This is a genomic window from Pseudomonas sp. BLCC-B112 (assembly GCF_028550695.1).
GTDB lineage: Bacteria > Pseudomonadota > Gammaproteobacteria > Pseudomonadales > Pseudomonadaceae > Aquipseudomonas > Aquipseudomonas danubii.
This window is the reverse complement of record NZ_JAQQGK010000011.1, coordinates 21,899-42,715: the sequence shown is the minus strand read 5'-3', so window position 1 is coordinate 42,715 and position 20,817 is coordinate 21,899. Positions and strand designations below refer to the sequence as shown.

Annotated in this window: 16 protein-coding genes and 1 pseudogene; 10 read left to right on the top strand and 7 right to left on the bottom strand. The window is 63.8% G+C overall.

Annotated features, from left to right (window positions below; genetic code table 11):
* Positions 1-269 precede the first annotated feature (269 nt).
* The gene (gene uvrD, locus PQT43_RS25690; RefSeq protein ID WP_267269146.1) at positions 270-2,453 is read right to left on the bottom strand and encodes a DNA helicase II; all 2,184 of its coding nucleotides are present in this window, start codon (positions 2,451-2,453) and stop codon (positions 270-272) included.
* 246 nt (positions 2,454-2,699) lie between these two features.
* Between uvrD and PQT43_RS25685 the strand changes: the two genes are divergently transcribed.
* The 3 genes from PQT43_RS25685 (at position 2,700) to PQT43_RS25675 (ending at position 6,996) form a co-directional block, all read left to right on the top strand.
* Complete coding sequence (locus PQT43_RS25685; RefSeq protein ID WP_102881358.1) at positions 2,700-5,564, top strand: EAL domain-containing protein; 2,865 nt, start codon at positions 2,700-2,702, stop codon at positions 5,562-5,564.
* A 167-nt stretch (positions 5,565-5,731) separates the two neighbouring features.
* Positions 5,732-6,598, top strand: a complete 867-nt coding sequence (hexR, locus tag PQT43_RS25680; protein ID WP_011064325.1) for a transcriptional regulator HexR — start codon at positions 5,732-5,734, stop codon at positions 6,596-6,598.
* A 185-nt stretch (positions 6,599-6,783) separates the two neighbouring features.
* Positions 6,784-6,996 carry a PA3496 family putative envelope integrity protein gene (locus tag PQT43_RS25675; protein ID WP_081002137.1) on the top strand — a complete coding sequence of 71 codons (213 nt, stop codon included), beginning with the start codon at positions 6,784-6,786 and terminating at the stop codon, positions 6,994-6,996.
* On the opposite strand, the gene PQT43_RS25670 is transcribed toward PQT43_RS25675, so the two are convergent.
* Positions 6,938-7,900 (bottom strand): LysR family transcriptional regulator, encoded by a 963-nt coding sequence (locus tag PQT43_RS25670; RefSeq protein ID WP_267269145.1) that lies wholly within the window; start codon positions 7,898-7,900, stop codon positions 6,938-6,940. The genes PQT43_RS25675 and PQT43_RS25670 overlap by 59 nt on opposite strands.
* A 189-nt stretch (positions 7,901-8,089) precedes the next feature.
* Between PQT43_RS25670 and PQT43_RS25665 the strand changes: the two genes are divergently transcribed.
* From PQT43_RS25665 to PQT43_RS25650, 4 genes and pseudogenes are all read left to right on the top strand, one after another.
* Positions 8,090-9,505, top strand: coding sequence for an acetyl-CoA carboxylase biotin carboxylase subunit (locus PQT43_RS25665; protein WP_025131542.1), 1,416 nt, complete (start codon positions 8,090-8,092; stop codon positions 9,503-9,505).
* 11 nt (positions 9,506-9,516) lie between these two features.
* Positions 9,517-11,325, top strand: a complete 1,809-nt coding sequence (gene oadA, locus PQT43_RS25660) for a sodium-extruding oxaloacetate decarboxylase subunit alpha (protein WP_102862366.1) — start codon at positions 9,517-9,519, stop codon at positions 11,323-11,325.
* Positions 11,326-11,595: 270 nt separating this feature from the next.
* The gene (locus PQT43_RS25655; protein ID WP_272755053.1) at positions 11,596-12,870 is read left to right on the top strand and encodes a type II toxin-antitoxin system HipA family toxin; all 1,275 of its coding nucleotides are present in this window, start codon (positions 11,596-11,598) and stop codon (positions 12,868-12,870) included.
* Positions 12,867-13,133: pseudogene (locus PQT43_RS25650) on the top strand (helix-turn-helix domain-containing protein); the annotation flags it as partial. The gene PQT43_RS25655 and the pseudogene PQT43_RS25650, both read left to right, overlap by 4 nt.
* An 87-nt stretch (positions 13,134-13,220) precedes the next feature.
* Here PQT43_RS25650 and PQT43_RS25645 read toward each other — a convergent pair.
* Positions 13,221-14,057: an amino acid ABC transporter permease gene (locus PQT43_RS25645; RefSeq protein WP_102862364.1), complete on the bottom strand. Its 837-nt coding sequence runs from the start codon at positions 14,055-14,057 to the stop codon at positions 13,221-13,223.
* A complete protein-coding gene (locus PQT43_RS25640) occupies positions 14,054-14,875 on the bottom strand; it encodes an ABC transporter substrate-binding protein (protein WP_102881355.1) in 822 nt (273 codons plus the stop codon). The genes PQT43_RS25645 and PQT43_RS25640 overlap by 4 nt, the downstream gene beginning before the upstream one ends.
* A gap of 110 nt (positions 14,876-14,985) precedes the next feature.
* Here PQT43_RS25640 and PQT43_RS25635 point away from each other — a divergent pair, with 110 nt between their 5' ends.
* Positions 14,986-15,885, top strand: a complete 900-nt coding sequence (locus tag PQT43_RS25635) for a homocysteine S-methyltransferase family protein (protein ID WP_272754975.1) — start codon at positions 14,986-14,988, stop codon at positions 15,883-15,885.
* Positions 15,886-16,070: 185 nt separating this feature from the next.
* Here the strand turns inward: PQT43_RS25635 and PQT43_RS25630 are convergent, their stop codons facing one another.
* The 3 genes from PQT43_RS25630 to PQT43_RS25620 are packed head-to-tail and all read right to left on the bottom strand — an operon-like array spanning position 16,071 to position 17,862.
* Positions 16,071-16,742 carry a GNAT family N-acetyltransferase gene (locus PQT43_RS25630; RefSeq protein ID WP_102881352.1) on the bottom strand — a complete coding sequence of 224 codons (672 nt, stop codon included), beginning with the start codon at positions 16,740-16,742 and terminating at the stop codon, positions 16,071-16,073.
* A gap of 19 nt (positions 16,743-16,761) precedes the next feature.
* The gene (locus tag PQT43_RS25625) at positions 16,762-17,208 is read right to left on the bottom strand and encodes a GNAT family N-acetyltransferase (protein ID WP_102881351.1); all 447 of its coding nucleotides are present in this window, start codon (positions 17,206-17,208) and stop codon (positions 16,762-16,764) included.
* A 30-nt stretch (positions 17,209-17,238) separates the two neighbouring features.
* A complete protein-coding gene (locus PQT43_RS25620; RefSeq protein WP_272754973.1) occupies positions 17,239-17,862 on the bottom strand; it encodes an FMN-binding negative transcriptional regulator in 624 nt (207 codons plus the stop codon).
* A 102-nt stretch (positions 17,863-17,964) separates the two neighbouring features.
* Between PQT43_RS25620 and pdxR the strand changes: the two genes are divergently transcribed.
* The gene (gene pdxR, locus PQT43_RS25615) at positions 17,965-19,515 is read left to right on the top strand and encodes a MocR-like pyridoxine biosynthesis transcription factor PdxR (RefSeq protein WP_272754972.1); all 1,551 of its coding nucleotides are present in this window, start codon (positions 17,965-17,967) and stop codon (positions 19,513-19,515) included.
* A 40-nt stretch (positions 19,516-19,555) separates the two neighbouring features.
* Positions 19,556-20,767, top strand: a complete 1,212-nt coding sequence (locus tag PQT43_RS25610; protein WP_272754971.1) for a YeeE/YedE family protein — start codon at positions 19,556-19,558, stop codon at positions 20,765-20,767.
* The last annotated feature ends 50 nt before the right edge of the window (positions 20,768-20,817 follow it).

The window sequence follows — 20,817 nt, the reverse complement described above, 5'->3', positions numbered from 1 at the left end:
GTCAGTGGCGAGCGGCATAATGTTTCGGGCTTTTGCCTGAAAGGCTTGATTCAGCACTGTCCGCAATCATGCTCGCCGATGGGTTTTTGGTCTGTAAGGACGTGGTTTTGGTTCAATCCCCAAGCCGAGCAGCGACGCATTGCCAGCAGTACCACGCCAGCGCTGATCAGGGCGATTTCTGCGCTGACCTGTAGCAGCCGGCTTGCTGGCGAAGAGGTTCTTCACCAGCAAGATTCGCTGGCAAGCCAGCGCCTGCGGATCGTCTGCGGTTAGATGGCTTCCAGCTTGGCGTAGCCGAGCATCAGCCATTTGCTGCCTTCACTGAAGTTGACCTGGACCCGGGCCTGGGCGCCGGCACCTTCGAAGTTGAGGATCACTCCGTCGCCGAAGACCGAATGGCGCACGGCCTGACCCAGGCTCAGGCCGGTGTCCGGAATCTCGCTGCCACCGAACAGGCTGCTGGTGCTTTGCGACTGGCCGCCACCGAAAGGCCGGCTGACGCTGTTGGACAGGCGCACTTCCTGGATCAGCCCTTTGGGCACCTCGCGTACGAAGCGCGACACCTTGTTGTAGGTTTCGCTGCCATATAGACGACGGGTCTCTGCATAGGTCATCACCAGGTTCTGCATGGCCCGGGTAATGCCCACGTAGGCCAGGCGCCGTTCTTCCTCAAGGCGGCCGGGTTCTTCCAGGCTCATCTTGTGGGGGAACAGGCCTTCTTCCATGCCCACCAGGAACACGTAGGGGAACTCCAGGCCCTTGGCGCTGTGCAGGGTCATCAGTTGCACGCTGTCTTCGTGCTCGTCGGCCTGGGTATCGCCGGCTTCCAGGGACGCGTGGCCGAGGAAGGCCGCCAGGGGCGACAGGTCCTCGTCTTCTTCGGTGTTCTCGAAGTTGCGCGCGGCGCTCACCAGTTCCTCAAGGTTTTCCACCCGAGCCTGGCCTTTCTCGCCTTTTTCCGCTTCGTGGTAGGCGATCAGCCCCGACTGCTCGATCACCGTCTGGGTCATCAGGTGCAGGGGCATTTCCTGGGTCTTGGCCGCCAGGTTCTCGATCAGCTCGATGAAAGCGCCGAGGGCGCCGGCCGCACGACCGGTGAGGCCTTTATTGGCCACCAGTTGGCGCATGGCTTCCCACATCGACACATCGCTGTGGCGTGCGTGTTCGCGGATGGCTTCGACGGTCTTTTCGCCGATGCCCCGGGCTGGAACGTTGATCACCCGTTCCAGGGCTGCGTCGTTGCCCCGGCCTTCCAGCAAGCGCAGGTAAGCCATGGCGTTCTTGATCTCGGCCCGTTCGAAGAAGCGCTGACCGCCATAGATGCGGTACGGAATGCGCTCGCGCAGCAGCGCTTCTTCCAGCACCCGGGACTGGGCGTTGGAGCGGTAGAGAATGGCGATGTCGCTGCGGGCCAGGCCGGTTTTCAGCGCGCTCTCGATGGTTTCCACGACATAGCGGGCTTCATCGTGCTCGTTGAAGGCGGCGTACAGGTTGATGGCTTCGCCGTCGCCGCCATCGGTCCACAGCTCCTTGCCCAGGCGCCCGGTGTTGTTGGCGATCAGGGCGTTGGCAGCCTTGAGGATGCCGGCGGTGGAGCGGTAGTTCTGCTCCAGGCGGATCACTTCGGTGTCCGGGAAGTCGGCGGAATACTGATGGATGTTCTCGATCTTCGCTCCACGCCAGCCGTAGATCGACTGGTCGTCGTCGCCCACCACCATCAGGCTGTCGCCACCCTGGGCCAGTAGCCGCAGCCAGGCGTATTGCACGGCGTTGGTGTCCTGGAACTCGTCCACCAGCACGTGGCGGAAGCGCTTCTGGTAGTGCGCCAGCAGGCCCGGGTGGTCGCGCCACAGGTCCAGGGCGCGCAGCAGCAGTTCGGAGAAGTCGATGACTCCGGCGCGCTGGCAAGCAGCCTCGTAGGCCTCATAGATGCCGCGCATGGTGGCCAGGAAAAGATCGCCGCTGGCCTGGATATGTTGCGGCCGCAGGCCTTCGTCTTTCTGACCGTTGATGAACCACTGGGCCTGGCGGGCCGGCCAGCGCTGCTCATCCAGGCCCAGCTCACGGATCACCCGCTTGACCAGGCGTTGCTGGTCGTCGCTGTCGAGAATCTGGAAGGTCTGGCTCAGGCCGGCTTCCTGCCAGTGGGCTCGCAGCAGGCGGTGCGCCAGGCCGTGGAAGGTGCCGACCCACATGCCCGCCGGGTTGATGCCCAGCAATTGTTCGATGCGGTGGCGCATCTCGGCGGCGGCCTTGTTGGTGAAGGTCACCGACAGGATCGAGTGGGGCGAGGCGTTCTCGACCTGGATCAACCAGGCGATACGGTGCACCAGCACTCGGGTTTTGCCGGAGCCAGCACCGGCCAGGACCAACTGACGACCCACGGAGGCAGCTACGGCCTGGCGTTGGGCATCGTTGAGGGAGTTCAACAGGAGGGAGAGATCATCGCGCATCGGGGCATTCTAGGGGGCCGCGTCACCCCGGGCAAACCCGGCATTGCATTAGCCGATAAAACAACGGCCGGGGACGACCGGTTGGTCACAGGCCGCAGCCATTGGTGTCTCTCGCGCGCACACTTGCACGGCGGATTACGGAGGGATTTGTTTTATCGATTTTATGATCCAGAGCAGTTTGGCTCGAGCTTGTGCTTGTGTATGCTCCGCCGACGTTTCGGGCTCTACATTATAAGAATACTGCCTATGACACTTAACCCCGACCCGTCCGGGCCCTTCATGGCGCCGGGGGGCATCCGCCAGCATTACGCCGTCGAGATGGCAGTGGAGCGTACGCGCCTGCTGTATCAGGGCTCGCTGCTGCCGACCCTTTTCATGCTGCTCAACGGTCTGGTGTGCACCTGGTTGCTCTGGAGTCCGGCGCGCTATCTGTTGCTCAGCGTGTGGATGGTCTGGCTGCTGGCCCTGGTGGCCTTGCGGGTGATCCAGGTGGCGGCGTTCGACTCGGCGATTCCCAGTCGCCAGGCGCAGCCCATCTGGCAGCGCATGTTTCTTCTGGGGTCGGCGGTCAGTGGCCTGACCCTGGCCTGCGCCGGCATCGCCCTGGTGCCCACCGACAGCTTTTTGCAGCAGGCCTGGGTTTTCGGCCTGATCGGCGCGGCGATTCTTTCCGCCAGCGTGGCCTACGCGGTCAGCCTGCAGGCTTTTCTCTCCTTCACATTGCCCTGCCTGTTGCCGGCCATCGCCTATCTGTTCTGGGGCGGAGACGATCAGCAGCGCGGCTGGGGCTGGCTTGGGCTGATTCTCCTGGTATCCCTGAGCGTTGTGGCCTGGCAGGTCAACCGCCTGATTCAGCGAGGCCTGTTGCGGCGCTTTCAGAATCAGGCGCTGATCGAGCATCTGCAGGATGCCCAGAGCCGCGGCAGCCAGCTCAACCGCGAGCTGGCCCGTGAGATCGAACAGCGCCGACGGGCCGAAGAACAATTGCGTGAAGCCCAGGCGGGACTGGAGCAGCGGGTGGCCCAGCGCAGCCTGGAACTGGACCAGGCCAACCAGGCCCTGAGCAAGAGCGAGGCGCGCCTGGCCCTGGCCCTGAATGCCAGCGAGCTGGGACTTTGGGACTGGAACCTGCAGACCGACGAAATCCATCACACCCAGATCAAGGAACTGTTTGGCCTGGAGCCCGAAGACGTCACCGCGATGCTCAGCCATCTCAAGCCGCGCCTGCACCCCGAGGATTTGCCGCTGCTCAAACGTGCCCTGGTGGAGCATCTCAAGGGCCGCAGCGAGGATTACCAGGTCGAGTACCGGGTGCGCCATGGCGACGGCCATTGGGTGTGGATCGAGGACCGGGGCAGGGCGGTGGAACGCAGTCCTGGTGGAAGGGTGTTGCGCATGGTGGGCACGCGGCGGGATATCAGCGCCGACAAGGAAGTGGAGGTGCAGCGCAATCTGGCGGCGACAGTGTTCGAGGCGGCCAGTGAAGGCATCGTCATCCTCGACCCCGAGTACGCCCTGATCGCCGCCAATCAGGCCTTCAGCCAGGTCACGGGCTATCAGATCGAGGACATGCTCGGGCGCAATGTGGTGGAACTGTCCTGTAGCCGCGATGCCCGCCGGCATTACCCGTTGATTCATCAGGCCCTGGAGCAGCACGGCAGTTGGCAGGGCGAGCTGGTGGAGACCCGCAAGAACGGCGAGCTCTATCCGCAATGGCTGCAATTGAATGTAGTGCGGGATAAACGAGGGAAAATCCGCCACATCGTGGGCTTCTTCGCCGATCTCTCGGCTCGGCGCGAGTCCGAGGAGCGCATGCGCTACCTCACTCACTACGATGAACTCACCGGGCTGGCCAACCGTTCCCTGTTTCGCGAGCGCCTGGGCGAGGCCCATCAACGGGTACGCCAGGGCGGCCGCAGCCTGGCCTTGCTGCACATCAATCTGGATCGCTTCAAGTTGCTCAACGACAGCCTCGGCCATGAAGTGGCCGACCAGTTGCTGCAGAAGATGTCCAGGCGACTGGTCAATGCCCTGCCGGAGGCCGACACCATCGCCCGGCTGTCCGGGGATGAGTTCGCTGTGTTGTTCGACGCCTACGGCAGCCTGTCGAGCCTGACGCGGGTGGCGACCCGGCTGCTGAGCAAGCTGCGCCTGCCGATCACCGTCGATGGCCATGAATTGGTGGTCAGCGCCTCCATGGGCATCAGCATGCTGCCGGACAGCGCCCGGGAGATTGCTGCTTTGGTCAGTCAGGCGAACATGGCCATGGCCCACGCCAAGCACCTGGGCGGCAACAACTTCCAGTTCTACACCGAGAGCCTGCAGGCCAGCACCCTGGAGCGTCTGCAACTGGAGAACCAGCTGCGCAAGGCCATCGAAGAAGGCCAGTTGATGGTGTTCTACCAACCCAAGCTGTGCCTGGCCACGGGCCGGCTGAATGCTGCCGAAGCCCTGGTGCGCTGGGATCACCCGACCATGGGTCGGGTGCCGCCGGGGGACTTCATCGGCCTGGCGGAAGAGACCGGGCTGATCGGGCCCATCGGCGAATTTGTGTTGCGCCAGGCCTGCCGCCAAGCCTGCGACTGGCAGCGCCAGGGGCTGGAGCCGATTCGGGTGTCGGTCAACCTGTCGGTGTATCAACTGCGCCAAGGCAAGCTGGTGAGCCTGGTGCGCCAGGTATTGGAAGAAACCGGCCTTGCGCCGCATTTCCTGGAGCTGGAGCTGACTGAAAGCCAGCTCCTGGACAGCGTCGAGCACATCATCGCGACCTTCCAGCAACTGCGTGATCTGGGAGTGAAGCTGGCCATCGACGACTTCGGCACGGGCTACTCGTCCCTGAGCTACCTCAAGCGCATTCCGGTGGACTACGTGAAGATCGACCAGGCCTTTATCCGTGGCCTTGCCGAAGGTGGCGAGGACGCGGCGATTACCCGGGCAATCATTGCCATGGCGCACGGGCTATCGCTGAAAGTGGTGGCCGAGGGGGTCGAGGACCCGGCGCAGTTGACCTTCCTGCGGGCCGAGCACTGCGATGAAGTGCAGGGCTACCTGATCAGTCGTCCGGTGAATGCCGAAGCGCTCGCGCAGCTGTTGCAGGCCCAGTCTGGCTAGTGGGCGGCGACGCCAGCCACAACGGCTACATAAGTCGTACCCGGCTGAAAATGGGGGGCAGGCCGGCAAATTGATGATGCATTGAACAGGCAAAAAGACGATTCCTGTAGTATAACTACAAGCTTGCTACATCCCCGGCGTCAGCCAATAACAATGAGTCCAGCCCTTTGAACCTGTTGCAGCACATCGCCCAGTCACGTCATTTGTTACGCAAATCGGAACTCAAGGTCGCCGATCACGTGCTCCTTGATCCTGCGGCCGTGATGCACAGTTCCATGGCGGACCTGGCCCACAGCGTGGGCATCAGCGAACCGACCATCGTGCGTTTCTGTCGGGCCATCGGTTGCTCCGGTTTTCAGGACTTGAAGCTCAAGTTGGCCCAGAGCCTTGCCGCCGGTGCCAGCTTTGGCCAGTTCGCGATCCATGAAGACGATTCTGTCGCTGACTACAGCCTGAAGATCTTCGACACCACCCTGCACACCCTGATGGAAGTTCGCGAGAAGCTCGATCCGGTGGCCCTGCAGCAGGCGGTGACCGCCATGTCCCAGGCCCAGCGTGTGGAGTTCTACGGCTTTGGCGCGTCGGGCGCGGTGGCGGCGGATGCCCAGCACAAGTTCTTCCGCCTGCTGCTGACTGCGGCGGCCTATTCCGACCCGCACATGCAGGCGATGTCGGCGGTGACCTTGAAGCCTACCGACGTGGCCATCTGTATTTCCCAGTCCGGGCGCTCCAAGGACCTGCTGATCACCGCCAATCTGGTGCGTGAAAGCGGCGCCTCGCTGATCACCCTGTGTCCGAGCCAGACGCCGTTGGCCGAGCTGTCCACGGTCAACCTGGCTATCGATGTGCACGAAGACACCGAGATCTATACCCCGCTGACCTCGCGTATCGCCCACCTGGTGGTGATCGACGTGCTGGCCATGGGTGTGGCCATGGCCCGCGGGCCGAGCCTGGTGAACCACCTCAAGAGCGTCAAGCGCAGTCTGCGCAGCCTGCGTCTGTCGCCCAAGTCGGTCAAAGCCCTGGACGACTGAGTCTCTCTGGCCGGTGATGAGGCCTCTGGGTTGTGCATCGCGCTGACGGACGCCTTCGCTGGCAAGCCAGCTCCTACAGATAGGTAGGCGCTGCGAATGTTCATCGTCCTGTAACCGACCCGCCGCCAAACCGTAACCGCCGACGTCCATCGTGAAGCTCCCGTACTCGCATTGGGAGACTCGAAATGGCCCGGCCTTACGAAGAGAGCAACAGCGCAGTCAAGACCCGTCGTCAGCAGGAAGACCAGCGCCGCATGGAATTTCGTCGTGCGATCGAACACCGCTTCGAGCTGCGTCAGTTGCAGCAGCAAATCAACGATTACCCCGAGCTTGAGGCCGTCAATTACTGGCAGGCGGCACCCGCGGCTTCCCGTCGAAGCGTTCAACCAGCCCGCTGATCTGCACGCGTTCGCTGCGGATGAATCCCAGGAACGCATGCGCTACCGGTGACAGGCGTTTGGCTTTGGCCTGCACCAGGCACCAGCTGCGAAGCAATGGCAGCTCTTCGACCGGCAACTCGATCAAGCCGCCGGTCGCCAACTCAAGGTTCAGGGCGTGGCGCGTCAGCAAGGCCACGCCCAGACCCGCCCGCACGCACTCGCGCTGAGCTTCCGCCGACGACACTTCGAGGATCTGGGTGAAGTGCACGCGCTTCTCCTTGAAGTACTCCTCGCAGGCCAGGCGCGTGCCTGAGCCCGGCTCGCGCAGCACCAGTGTGTAGGGCTCCAGGTCCTGCAGGCGCAGCGGACCCATGTGGCTCAGGGGATGATCCGGCGGCGCCACGGCGACGATGGGGTTGTTGAGGAAGGGCAGGAACTCCAGCTCCATGTCCTGGGGCACCATGGACATGATCACCAGGTCATCGCGGTTGTCCGAGAGGCGGCGGATCACCTGGGCGCGGTTGACCACCGTCAGTTGCAGGTGGACTTCCGGATGCTGGCGCTTGAAGGCGGCAAACAGGTGCGGGACGAAGTACTTGGCGCTGGATTCCACCGCCAGCTTGAGCTGGCCCTGCAGCGAGCCCTGCATGTCCGAGAGCTGCATGTCGAGGTTTTCCAGGCGCCCGAAGATGTCCCGACTGGCACGTTGCAGGGCCTCGGCGGCTTCGGTCATGTAGAGCTTCTTGCCCACGTAATCGAACAGTGGCTGGCCGATCAGCTCCTCCAGCTGACGGATCTGCAGGCTGACCGCGGGCTGGGTGAGATTCATTTCTTCGGCGGCGCGGCTGTAGGAGCGTAGATCGCAGACTTCATTGAAAATCTGCAACTGACGTAATGTCAGTCTCATCAAGGACTTACGCATTTTTCAGTGCTCGCGCCAAGGGCTGGTAGCACAACTATAAGTCTTTACTTATGCCCAACCCAATAATTATTGATTTTTGTTAATCCCTCTGCAGAGCTAGTGTGACGCGGCGACTGACTTGAAACATTTGGTCACGCGCCGACTCGGTCTAGCGGGTCGTTTGTTCCAACGGCTCAAGGGAACCTCCAAGTGATAAAAAAGATCCTGATCGCCAACCGTGGTGAGATCGCCGTACGAATCGTGCGTGCCTGCGCCGAGATGGGCATCCGTTCGGTAGCGATCTTCTCCGACGCTGATCGCCATGCCCTGCATGTAAAGCGTGCGGATGAGGCCCACAGCATTGGCGCCGAGCCGCTGGCCGGCTACCTGAACCCCCGCAAGCTGGTGAACCTGGCGGTGGAAACCGGCTGTGATGCCTTGCATCCCGGCTATGGTTTCCTTTCGGAAAACGCCGAACTGGCGGACATCTGCGCCGAACGTGGAATCAAATTCATTGGCCCGTCGGCGGAAGTCATCCGCCGCATGGGCGACAAGACCGAAGCCCGTCGCAGCATGATCAAGGCCGGCGTGCCGGTGACCCCAGGCACCGAAGGCAACGTCGCGGATATCCACGAAGCCCTGACTGAAGGCGACCGCATCGGCTACCCGGTGATGCTCAAGGCCACCTCCGGTGGTGGCGGCCGCGGCATTCGTCGCTGCAACAGCCGTGAAGAGCTGGAGCAGGCGTTCCCCCGAGTGATTTCCGAAGCCACCAAGGCTTTCGGTTCGGCGGAAGTGTTCCTGGAAAAGTGCATCGTCAATCCCAAGCACATCGAAGCGCAGATCCTCGGCGACAGCTTTGGCAACGTGGTGCACCTGTTCGAGCGCGACTGCTCGATCCAGCGCCGCAACCAGAAGCTCATCGAGATCGCCCCGAGCCCGCAACTGACCCCGGAACAGCGCGCCTACATCGGCGACCTGTCGGTGCGAGCGGCCAAGGCCGTGGGCTACGAGAACGCCGGCACCGTGGAGTTCCTGCTCGCCGAGGGCGAGGTGTACTTCATGGAGATGAACACCCGGGTGCAGGTGGAACACACCATCACCGAGGAAATCACCGGCATCGACATCGTCCGCGAGCAGATCCGCATCGCCTCGGGCCTGCCACTGTCGGTGAAGCAGGAAGACATCCACCACCGTGGTTTCGCCCTGCAGTTCCGGATCAACGCCGAGGACCCGAAGAACAACTTCCTCCCCAGCTTCGGCAAGATCACCCGTTACTACGCCCCCGGCGGCCCCGGCGTGCGCACCGACACGGCGATCTACACCGGCTACACCATTCCGCCGTTCTACGACTCCATGTGCCTGAAGCTGGTGGTCTGGGCCCTGACCTGGGAAGAGGCGATGGACCGTGGCCTGCGCGCCCTGGACGACATGCGTCTGCAAGGGGTCAAGACCACCGCCGCCTACTACCAGGAAATCCTGCGTAACCCGGAATTCCGTAGCGGTCAGTTCAATACCAGCTTCGTTGAAAGCCATCCGGAACTGACCAACTACTCGATCAAGCGCAAACCCGAAGAGCTGGCCCTGGCCATCGCCGCCGCCATCGCCGCCCACGCAGGCCTGTGAGGAATAAAACAATGTCCAAGAAGATTCATGTAACCGACACCATCCTGCGCGACGCCCACCAATCGCTGCTGGCGACCCGCATGCGCACCGAAGACATGCTGCCGATCTGCGACAAGCTCGACAAAGTCGGCTACTGGTCCCTGGAAGTCTGGGGCGGCGCGACCTTCGACGCCTGCGTGCGCTTCCTCAAGGAAGACCCCTGGGAGCGCCTGCGCCAATTGCGCGCGGCGCTGCCCAACACTCGCCTGCAAATGCTCCTGCGCGGGCAGAACCTGCTGGGCTATCGCCACTACAGCGATGACGTGGTCAAAGCCTTCGTGGCCAAGGCCGCGGTCAATGGCATCGACGTGTTCCGCATCTTCGACGCGATGAACGACGTACGTAACCTGCGGGTGGCGATCGAAGCGGTGAAAGCTGCCGGCAAGCACGCCCAGGGCACCATCGCCTACACCACCAGCCCGGTGCACACCATCGAGGCCTTCGTGGCCCAGGCCAAGCAGATGGAAGCCATGGGCTGCGACTCCATCGCCATCAAGGACATGGCCGGCCTGCTGACCCCTTATGCCACCGGCGAGCTGGTCAAGGCGCTGAAGGCCGAGCTGTCCCTGCCGGTGTTCATCCACTCCCACGACACCGCCGGCCTGGCTGCCATGTGCCAGCTCAAGGCCATCGAGAACGGCGCCGACCATATCGACACCGCCATCTCCAGCTTCGCCTGGGGCACCAGTCACCCGGGCACCGAGTCGATGGTTGCGGCCCTTAAAGGCAGCGAGTTCGACACCGGCCTGGACCTGGAGCTGCTGCAAGAGATCGGCCTGTACTTCTACGCCGTGCGCAAGAAGTACCACCAGTTCGAAAGCGAATTCACCGCGGTCGACACCCGGGTGCAAGTCAACCAGGTGCCGGGCGGGATGATTTCCAACCTGGCCAACCAGTTGAAAGAGCAGGGCGCGCTGAACCGCATGGGCGAAGTGCTGGCCGAGATCCCGCGGGTGCGTCACGACCTGGGCTACCCGCCGCTGGTGACCCCGACCTCGCAGATCGTCGGCACCCAGGCGTTCTTCAACGTCCTGGCCGGCGAGCGCTACAAGACCATCACCAACGAAGTGAAGCTCTACCTGCAAGGCGGCTACGGCAAGGCCCCGGGTCAGGTGGACGAAAACCTGCGGCGCCAGGCCATCGGCAGCGAGGATGTGATCGATGTGCGTCCGGCCGACCTGCTGAAGCCGGAAATGACCAAGCTGCGCGGCGAAATCGGTGCCCTGGCCCATTCCGAAGAAGACGTGCTGACCTACGCCATGTTCCCGGACATCGGACGCAAGTTCCTCGAAGAGCGTGAGGCCGGCACCCTGGTTCCGGAAGCGTTGCTGCCCATCCCCGAAGCCGGTGGCGTCAGCAAGCCGGGCGGTGAAGGCGTGCCTACCGAGTTCGTCATCGACGTCCACGGCGAAACCTACCGCGTCGACATCACTGGCGTCGGGGTCAAGGCCGAAGGCAAGCGCCACTTCTACCTGTCCATCGACGGCATGCCGGAAGAAGTGGTGTTCGAGCCACTCAACGAGTTCGTCGGCGGCGGCACCAGCAAGCGCAAACAGGCCAGCGCCCCGGGCCATGTCAGCACCACCATGCCGGGCAACATCGTCGATGTGCTGGTCAAGGAAGGCGACGTGGTCAAGGAAGGTCAGGCGGTGCTGATCACCGAAGCCATGAAGATGGAAACCGAAGTCCAGGCGGCCGTCGCCGGCAAGGTCGTGGCGATCCACGTGGCCAAGGGCGACCGGGTCAACCCGGGCGAAATCCTCATCGAAATCGAGGGCTGAATTCAGGCCCTCATCTGCAACGGTTTACCTCGGGGGAGCTACGGCTCCCCTTTTTTTTGCTTTTCTGAAGTGTCTTTTAATGCATTTTTTGGGAGGAGTATTTTGTTGGAGTGCATTTTGATGCACTTATAGGCACATTGGCTTGGAAAAACTGCAATATAATGCACGGATGATTGAAGCGGAATGTCTCTTGAAGTGCAGCAAATGACAGGTACCCCAATGCTCCGGCTGACGTTGCAGCTCTACGGCGCAGGGGCGTGGGCCGACGCCATGACCCTGAGTTTCGACAACCCTGAAGAGGGCTTTGCCAGCCCTTGCAGCTTTGGTTATGTCCCGCAGTATCTGGTGGACAACCTGGACGCTGTTGCCAGCCCGTTGGGCCGTTCGGTCAGTGCCCAGATACCTCTGGGATGGGAGCCCTGGCGAGAAGACCGTGCACCGGCCTTTCTTTATGACCTGATCGCAACGCCGGCGGCACGCAGCTTTTTGCTCCGACAGATCGGCCATGAGCGACCCGATGGCATGGGCAGCGAGTTGTTCCTCCTGGCCCGAAGCACTGCGGCGCCCATTGGCCATCTGCGGATCAAGGAATCTTTGGCAGGGCTGCACAGGCGTCCGGCCCTGGGCTTCACCCGGGAACAGGTGGTGACCCTGGATAACCGTTTTCTTGAATACGCCCATGAGCAGGCGGCGGCCTTTGGTGGCACGGCGAGCATCGGCGACGAAGCGCCCAAGCTGTTGCTGACAGAAAACCGCGAGGGCTTGTTGTACCCCGATGCGCTGCTCGATGACGCTTGTGCAGCGCGTCACTGGTGGGTGAAGTTCCCCCGTCACCCGGCTTCGCCGAATGCCTGCGACATCCTCAGAAGCGAGTTCCATTACTACCGGGCGCTGCAGCAGCTGGGTATCGAGACCTTCCCGGCGCCTGGGCTGGCGCTGGAAGAGGGGCGGCGGCCAAGCCTGTGGATGCAGCGTTTTGACCGTCGGCTAACGCCCGCCGGAGTCGAGCGTCTGGCGGTGGAGTCGATCTATTCCCTGGCCGGGCTGGTGGGCCATGGGCAGGGCATGCGCCATACCGAGGTCCTGGGGATTCTCGCTGAACTGTGGCGCGCCACCGGCCAGGAGGCGTCGATCCCTGAACTGGTGGCGGACTACCTGCGGCGCGACCTGCTCAACAGGATCCTCGGCAACACCGACAATCATGGCCGCACGCTTGCGGTGGTTCGCACGGATACAGAGGTGCGCCTGGCCCCGATCCATGACCTGGCGCCCAAGGTCATGGATGACGAGGGGATTGCCCGCACCACCAAATGGCCCGGACGCATGGAAGTAGCCGGCGACGTCGATTGGCGCCTGGTGTGTGCCAGCCTCAAGCCGCTGCTCGATCCCGAGGCCGCCCTGACGCGCCTGCGGGCAGATGCCGAACACCTGCGGGCCCTGCCGGACCTGTTGAGTGCCGGCGGCCTGCCCGAAGCCACCTTCAATCATCCGCGCATTCACCTGCGCCACCTGGACCGACGCCTGCAGGAGTGGGGATTGCGATGAGCATGACGCTGGAAGAACGCGGGGCCTTGATCGACCACATCCAGCAGGAGCTGGCGGGCGGTCGCTTGTCGCTTGGCGACGCGGTCAAGCGCCTGCGCACTGAAGTCACGGGGCTGCATCAGAGCCAGTTTGCCCGTATGTGCCGGATTTCCCTGCGCACCCTGATCCATATCGAACACGGTGACGGCAACCCGACCCTCAAGTCATTGAATGCGGTGTTCAAGCCGTTCGGCTTGCAGATGGGGGTGGTGAAGGTGCAGAAGACCAGCCGCGCCCGTTCGCTGCTCGATGAACTTGAGCGCTCGGCAAGAAGCCCGGGTATTCCCGGGCCTTCGACGCTTGCCTGAGCCTTAGCCGCGTTTGGCGTAGCCCTTGCCGTAATGCTTTTCCATCCGTGCCTGGATCAGTTCCAGGCCGATGGACAGCAGCCAGTAGATCAGCGCCGCGGTGCTGAGCATTTCAATGTAGCGGTAGCTGGAGCGGCCGTAGGACTGGGCCAGGAACATCACTTCCCAGACCCCCATCACCGAGATCAGCGACGAGTCCTTGAGCATCGAGATGAACTGGTTGGTGGCCGGCGGAATGATGGTGCGCATGGCCTGGGGCAAGGTCACCTGCCAGAAGATCACGCTGTCGCTCATGCCCAGGGCCAGGGCAGCCTGGCGTTGGCCGTGGGGCACGCCAAGGATGCCGGCACGGAAAATCTCGCTGAGGTAGGCGCCGTAGTTCAGCGACAGGGCGATGATCCCGGCGGTAATGGCGCCCGGCACCACCCCCAGTTGCGGCAGGCCGAGGTAGATCAGCAGGATCTGGATCAGCAACGGCGTGCCGCGAAAGAACGAGGCATAGAAGCTGGCGATGCCGAAGGCCACGGCGCTGGAAGACAGGCGCGCCAGGGCGGTGACAAAGCCCAGCAGCGACGAGGCGACGATGGAGCAGGCGCAGAGGAACAGGGTCAGCGCCGCGCCCTGGAGAAAGCCGCTGGGGGACAGGTGCAGGCCCAGCAGGTTCGGCAGCTTGTCGAGGATGATCGAGAACTTCAGGTCGAAGCTCAGGAAGAAGCTGGCGAACAGCACCAGCAGCGCCGCCCAGGTCAGGTACAGACGAGTGCGAAAGCCCAGCAGACGCTTGAGCAGCGGTTCAGCCACCGGTTGCGGTGGCTGAGGCGGTGGCGTGTAGGCAGTCATTGGCTGATATCGGCGCCGATCCATTTCTGCGACAGCTTGCTCAGGGTGCCGTCCTGCTTCAACTGGGCGAAGACTTCACGCACCTTGGCGTTCCACTGGGCATCGCCTTTCTCGATGGCCACCGAGTTGGGCTCGGCGTACAAGGCCTCGCCGGCCAGCTTGAAGCGCGCATCCTGGGTCAGCCGCGGCTGGGCGGTGACCAGGTTGGTGAGGATCGCATCCAGGCGCACGCCCGGGCCCAGGCCGAGGTCCTGGAAGGCCACGTTGTCGGTGTCGTAGGGGGCGATCTGTACGTTCTCGAAGGGGTATTGCAGGTGGGTGTCCTCGGCGCCTTCGATCACCAGGTTCTTGTTCAGGTAGCTCTCGTAGCTGGAGGCGGCGGTCAGGCCGACCTTCTTGTCGCTCAGGTCCTTGGCGCTGTGGATACGATCATCCTTGGCGTTGACCACAATCACCGCCGGCGAGGCGTAGTACTGCACCGGGAAGTCGAAGACTTCGGCGCGGGCCTTGCTCGGGGTCATGGAGCAGATGCAGATGTCGTAGCGTCCGCTCCAGCGTCCCGCGGCGATCACATCCCAGGACGGTGTTTCCAGGCGCAGCTTGACGCCGAGCTTGTCGGCCACGGCCTTGGCCACGTCGACATCGAAGCCGTCCAGCTGGTTCTGGTCATTGAGGAACGAGAAGGGCGGGTAGCTTTCCATCAGCACTCCGACCAGCTCCTTTTTCTGCTCGATACGCTCCAGGGTGGCGCCGGCGAAGGCTTGGGAAGAGGCGGTAAGCAGGGTCAGGCCGAGGGCCAGCAGCGGTTTGAAATTCATCGGAATCCTGACTGAAAAAGAGTTGTTATTAACCGAATGGTGCGTATTTAATAGTTATAAGAACGACTCCGGTAGTGAGTTATTTTCATAAGCATATGAGTAAAAAGCATATGGGCGCAGGTAGCACGGTAATTCTGGATGGCGGTATGGGTCGTGAGTTGCAGCGCCGTGGTGCGCCGTTCCGGCAGCCCGAGTGGTCAGCCCTGGCGTTGAGCGAGGACCCTCAGGCGGTGGAGGCGGTGCATGCGGCCTATATCGCCAGCGGTTCCAACGTGATCACCAGCAACAGCTACGCCGTGGTGCCTTTCCACATCGGTGAAAAGCGTTTTGCCGCCGAAGGCCAGGCCCTGGCGGCCCTGGCCGGTGAGCTGGCGCGCCGCGCAGTAGAGGCCTCCGGCAAGCCGGTGCGGGTGGCGGGTTCGTTGCCGCCGCTGTTCGGTTCCTATCGCCCGGACCTGTTCGATGCGTCCCGGGTCGAGGAAGTGCTGAGCCCACTGGTTAAAGGGCTGGCGCCTTTCGTGGACCTGTGGCTCGCAGAAACCCAAAGCTCGATTGCCGAGGCGCGGGCCATCCACGCCGGACTGCCCAAGGACGGCAAGCCGTTCTGGCTGTCCTTCACCCTCAAGGACGAAGAGGTCGATGAAGTGCCGCGCCTGCGTTCCGGCGAGCCGGTGGCTGAAGCGGCGGCGGTGGCGGCGCAGTTGGGCGTGCAGACCCTGCTGTTCAACTGCAGCCAGCCGGAAGTGATTGGTGCGGCGGTGGATGCCGCTCGCGAGACCTTCGAGCGCCTGGGGGTGCAGATCCATATCGGCGTGTACGCCAACGCCTTCCCGCCGCAGCCCGAGGATGCCACCGCCAACGACGGCCTGTGCCCCCTGCGGGAAGACCTGGACCCGCCGGGTTATCTGCAATGGGTGGCGGACTGGCACCAGCGCGGTGCCAGCCATGTCGGCGGGTGCTGCGGCATTGGGCCGGAGCATATTGCTGTGCTGGCGCAGAAGCTGGGCTGACCCCTGTAGCCGCTGCCGCAGGCTGCGCCAAGGTCCGCAGGACCTTCCGCGGCCTTCAACGGCGGCGCCCGCTGCGTCGGAGTGCCGCCCAGCCCGGTCGCAGCCTGCGGCAGCGGCTACAGGTCTTCTGCCAGGCCGGGTTCACCGCTCCCTTGTAGGCGCCGGCTTGCCGGCGAAAACCACGGTTACCCGCGACACTCCGCCAGCGACTTGAGCTGCCCCGCGCCGCTCTGGTTCTCATCGCTGAGCCATTGCTCGAACCCTTTGGCAATCACCGGCCATTCCCCATCCAGGATCGAGAACCACGCGGTATCGCGGTTCTGCCCCTTGGCCACCATGTGCTGGCGGAACACCCCCTCGAAGCTGAAACCCAAACGCTCGGCGGCATAGCGCGAGCGGGCGTTGGCGTTGTTGCACTTCCATTCCAGGCGCCGGTAGCCCAGGGCGAAAGCTTCCTTGGCCAGCAGGTACACCGCCTCGGTGCTCTTGGGTGAGCGCTGCATCGGTGCGCCGAAAGTGACGTGGCCGATCTCGATGCGGCCCTGGGCCGGGACGATGGACATCAGGCTGATCAGGCCCTGGGCCTGGCCACTGGCGCGGTCGATCACGGTGAAGAAATACGGGTCACTGGCAAGGGCGTGGTTACCGAGCCAGGCATCGAACGCCGCACGCTCGGGGAAGGGGCCATAAGGCAGGTAGTTCCACAGCACGGGGTCGGCGCCGGGGCCTTGCAGCACCTGGAACAGCTCATCGCCATGGCGCACCGGGTCGAGCCTTTCCAAACGGATGAAACGCCCTTCAAGCAGGGTGGCCGAAGGGGCGGGGACGCCTTTCCAATCGGCGAGAGAAATCGACATGCAGTGGCTCCTTGCGGGTTCAGAGGGGTTTGCGGAACTGGATAAAGCCCGGGCGCTCGGCGATGCGCTCGTAGAGCTGGATGGCCGTAGCATTGGTTTCGTGGGTCAGCCAATGCACCTTGGCGCAGCCGTCCTGTTTCGCCTGGGCGTAGACGAACTCGATCAGCTGGCGGCCGACGCCGGTGCCGCGCTGGTCCGGGGTCACCAGCAGGTCTTGCAGGTAGCAGGAATTCTCGATGCTCCAGTTGGAGCGGTGGTAGATGAAATGCACCAGGCCCACGGCGCGCTCGCCGTCCCAGGCCAGGGCCGCGTGGGTCGGTTCGCGGGCATCGAGGAAGCGCTGCCAGGTGCTCTGGGTCACGGCGTCCGCCAGTTCGGTTTCGTAGAAGCGCAGGTAGGCCTGCCACAACGGCAGCCAGGCGGCGTGGTCGGCGGTGGTAACCGGGCGGATCTGGATCTGGCTCATGAAAGCTCCTTTATTGTTCTGGGCGGGCACTCAGCCCATCAGTTGCGACAGGTGTTGGTCACGCGGGTCGGCGCTGGCCGCCAGACCGTCGCGGACCCCGGCAATATCTTCGGCATTGCGGTTCTGGCTGAGCTTGCGCTTGCCCTCCAGGCGCTGGATCGGCAGGGCGAAACCGACAATCGCTTTGAGCATGCCGTCGATGTAGTCGGCCGGGGCATCGGCCACCTTCCACGGTTGCGGGCGACCGGCCTCGTGACGCTCGGTCAGGCCCTCGACCACCTGCAGCAGCCGCTGCGGGTCGGTGAAGACCTCTGGCTGGCCATAGGCGTGCACCGCCACGTAGTTCCAGGTGGGCACCACTTTGCCGTGTTCGGCCTTGCTCGGATAGAACGAAGGACTGATATAGGCATCCTCGCCCATGAAGATCAGCAACGCTTCGGCGCCACTGGCGAGCTCGGCGCACTGTGGGTTGGCCTTGGCCAAGTGTCCGTAGAGGGTGCCATTGGCCCCCTGTTCGGGGTCCAGCAGCAGTGGCACGTGGCTAGCCTGCAGGCCCAGGGCGCCCCAGGTCACCAGGGTCGCCAGGCGGCTGTGCTGGATCACGCCTTGCAGGCGGGAGAGGTCTTCATCGACGAAAGCGCGCGGTAGGTACATGGAAAAAATCCTTGGCGAGTGGCTGCATCCTAGGCAGGCTAATGGTTCGTTGTAAGAGCCATCTTTGGTCTATTTTGTGGGTCCAATCCCTGGGGCGCCTCGATGAACAGTGCTTTGCCTCCGCTGTCTTTCAACCCTGCCGGGATCGAGCTGGATCGCCGCCAGGGCCTCAGCCGCCAGCTGTACCAGGCCCTGCGCCTGCGGGTGCTGGACGGGCGCCTGGCCAGCGGCACGCGCCTGCCGGCCAGCCGTGATCTGGCGGCGGCATTGGGGATTTCCCGCAACAGCGTGGTGCGCGCCTATGACCAGCTGTATGCCGAGGGTTTTATCGAAGGCCGGGTCGGCGATGGCACCTACGTGGCCCAATTGCCAGAAACCCGCTTACCCATCAAAAAACTATCCACAAAAGTATCCACAGGGTTGTCAACAGGCTTACCCACAGGTTTATCCACAAATTCGACCGAAATAACTGGTGATGCATCCAGTAAAGTTATCCACAGCAGTGGTGTGCAGCGCCTGCAAAAGCATCATCTGAGCACGCCGCCCAGTGGCCCGCCGCGGGCTTTTCGGGTCGGCGTGCCGGCTTTCGATCTGTTCCCGTTCGAGGTCTGGGCCAAGCTGAATGCGGCTTTCTGGCGCAGGCCGGACCTGCGTCAGCTGTGCTACGGCGATTCCGCTGGCGATTCGCGACTGCGCAGCCTGATCGCCGCTTACCTGCGCAGTGCCCGTGGGCTGCAATGCAGCGCTGAACAAATTGTGATCACCAGTGGCGCGCAACAGGGCATCAGCCTTTGTGCACAGCTGCTGGTGGAGCCCGGCGACAGCGTGGCTGTGGAAAACCCCGGCTATCGGGCGGCCGGTCACGCCTTCGCCGTAGCCGGGGCACAGTTGCAGGGCGTGGCGGTGGATCAGGAGGGCATCGACTGCCGTCAGCTGGAGCAGTTGCCCAACTGCCGCCTGGCCTATGTCACCCCGTCCCACCAGTACCCCACGGGGGTGATCATGAGCCTGGCCCGGCGCCTGGAGCTGCTGGCCTGGGCCGAGCGCAGCGGCGGCTGGATCGTCGAGGACGACTACGACGGCGAGTACCGCTACAGCGGCGCGCCCCTGGCCCCCCTGGCGGCGCTGGACCGGCAGGGCCGGGTGATCTACGTCGGCACCTTCGGCAAGGTGGCGTTCCCGGCCTTGCGCCTGGGCTACCTGGTGCTGCCGCCGAATCTGGTGCAGGCCTTCGCCCAGCGCCGGGCGGTGGACGTGCGCCACTCCGAGGTCAGCACCCAGGCGGTGATGGCCGAGTTCATGGCCGCCGGGCATTTCCAGCGGCATATCCGGCGCATGCGCCGGGCCGCCCTGAGCCGGCGCAATACCTTGCTCGCCGGCTGGCCCGAGGCGATTCCAGGCGTCGGACCGCTGCCCACGGTGGCCGCCGGGTTGCACCTGACAGTGCGCGTGGACAGCCTGGCCCGGGAGCAGCAACTGCTGGAGCAGGCGGCCAGTGTCGATGTCGAGGTCAACGGCTTGAGCACTTACTGGTTGCCGGAAACCCTGTTGCCCGAGGACCAACGGGCTGGGCTGGTGCTGGGCTTCGCCGCGGTGCCTGAGGCCGATATCCAGGCCGCCCTGGGCCGCCTGCGCCAGGCCTGGCGGGTCTGACGGGTTATACTCGCGGCCATTTCCCTGCCCGAGAAGCCTCATGAGCCAGACCCTCCCCGTGGCCCCGCAACGCATGTTCGGCGCCCCCCTGTTCGCCTTGCTGCTACTGGTGGCCGGCGCCCTGTTCCTGCAGACCCAGGTGGGTGCGCGACAGGTGCTGCTGTTGCTGCTGGGTGCCGCCCTGGGGCTCACCCTGTACCACGCCGCCTTCGGTTTCACCTCGGCCTGGCGGGTGTTTATCCGTGATCGGCGCGGTGCTGGCCTGCGCGCGCAGATGGTCATGCTGGCCCTGGCGGTGTTGCTGTTCTTCCCGGCGCTGGGGGCGGGCAGCCTGTTCGGCCAGCCGGTGGTGGGGCTGGTGGCGCCGGCCGGGGTGTCGGTGATCTTCGGTGCCTTCATTTTCGGCATCGGCATGCAACTGGGGGGCGGTTGCGCCTCGGGCACCCTGTTCACCGTCGGCGGCGGCAATGCGCGGATGCTGGTGACCCTGGCGTTCTTCATCTGCGGCTCGCTGATTGCCACCCATCATGTGGACTGGTGGTTTGCCTTGCCGTCGCTGCCACCGATCTCCATCGTCCAGAGCTTCGGCGTCGGCCCGGCCCTGGGCTTGAGCCTGTGCCTGTTCGCGCTGATCGCCTTGCTCACCCAGACCCTGGAAAAACGCCGCTACGGCAGCCTCGAAGCCCCGGTCACCAGCCAGCACCAGGGCTGGCGCCGACTGTTGCGCGGTCCCTGGCCGCTGGTCTGGGGCGCGGTGGCCCTGGCCTTGCTCAACTTTGCCACCCTGGCCCTGGCCGGGCGCCCATGGGGCATCACCTCGGCCTTTGCCCTGTGGGGCGCGAAAGTCGCCAGTGGCTTGGGCGTAGACGTGGGCAGTTGGGTGTTCTGGCAGGGCGCGGCGAACGCCAAGGCCCTGGCCGCCCCGGTGTGGCAGGACATCACCAGCGTCATGGACATCGGCATCGTCCTGGGGGCCTTGCTGGCAGCGGGACTGGCGGGACGTTTTGCCCCCAACCTGAGAATCCCCACCCGTTCCCTGGTGGCGGCGGTGATTGGCGGGCTGCTGCTGGGCTACGGTTCGCGCCTGGCCTATGGCTGCAACATCGGCGCCTACTTCAGCGGCATCGCCTCCGGCAGCCTGCATGGCTGGCTGTGGCTGGTGGCGGCCTTTATCGGCAACGGCGTCGGCGTGCGCCTGCGCCCCTGGTTCTTCGCCGAAGAGCGCACGCCCCAAGGCCTCACGGGCTGCTAAACGCCGCGGTGCAGGAGTCGGCTTGCCGGCGCAGCAGACAGCGCGGTCTA

Coding starts and splice junctions, on each gene's coding strand:
- pdxR (WP_272754972.1), top strand. CDS start 17,965: ATGAACAGTGCTTTGCCTCCGCTGTCTTTCAACCCTGCCGGGATCGAG.
- PQT43_RS25675 (WP_081002137.1), top strand. CDS start 6,784: ATGGCCCGGCCTTACGAAGAGAGCAACAGCGCAGTCAAGACCCGTCGT.
- PQT43_RS25635 (WP_272754975.1), top strand. CDS start 14,986: ATGGGCGCAGGTAGCACGGTAATTCTGGATGGCGGTATGGGTCGTGAG.
- PQT43_RS25670 (WP_267269145.1), bottom strand. CDS start 7,900: ATGCGTAAGTCCTTGATGAGACTGACATTACGTCAGTTGCAGATTTTC.
- oadA (WP_102862366.1), top strand. CDS start 9,517: ATGTCCAAGAAGATTCATGTAACCGACACCATCCTGCGCGACGCCCAC.
- PQT43_RS25625 (WP_102881351.1), bottom strand. CDS start 17,208: ATGAGCCAGATCCAGATCCGCCCGGTTACCACCGCCGACCACGCCGCC.
- PQT43_RS25620 (WP_272754973.1), bottom strand. CDS start 17,862: ATGTACCTACCGCGCGCTTTCGTCGATGAAGACCTCTCCCGCCTGCAA.
- uvrD (WP_267269146.1), bottom strand. CDS start 2,453: ATGCGCGATGATCTCTCCCTCCTGTTGAACTCCCTCAACGATGCCCAA.
- PQT43_RS25655 (WP_272755053.1), top strand. CDS start 11,596: ATGACCCTGAGTTTCGACAACCCTGAAGAGGGCTTTGCCAGCCCTTGC.
- PQT43_RS25685 (WP_102881358.1), top strand. CDS start 2,700: ATGACACTTAACCCCGACCCGTCCGGGCCCTTCATGGCGCCGGGGGGC.
- PQT43_RS25610 (WP_272754971.1), top strand. CDS start 19,556: ATGAGCCAGACCCTCCCCGTGGCCCCGCAACGCATGTTCGGCGCCCCC.
- PQT43_RS25640 (WP_102881355.1), bottom strand. CDS start 14,875: ATGAATTTCAAACCGCTGCTGGCCCTCGGCCTGACCCTGCTTACCGCC.
- PQT43_RS25645 (WP_102862364.1), bottom strand. CDS start 14,057: ATGACTGCCTACACGCCACCGCCTCAGCCACCGCAACCGGTGGCTGAA.
- PQT43_RS25630 (WP_102881352.1), bottom strand. CDS start 16,742: ATGTCGATTTCTCTCGCCGATTGGAAAGGCGTCCCCGCCCCTTCGGCC.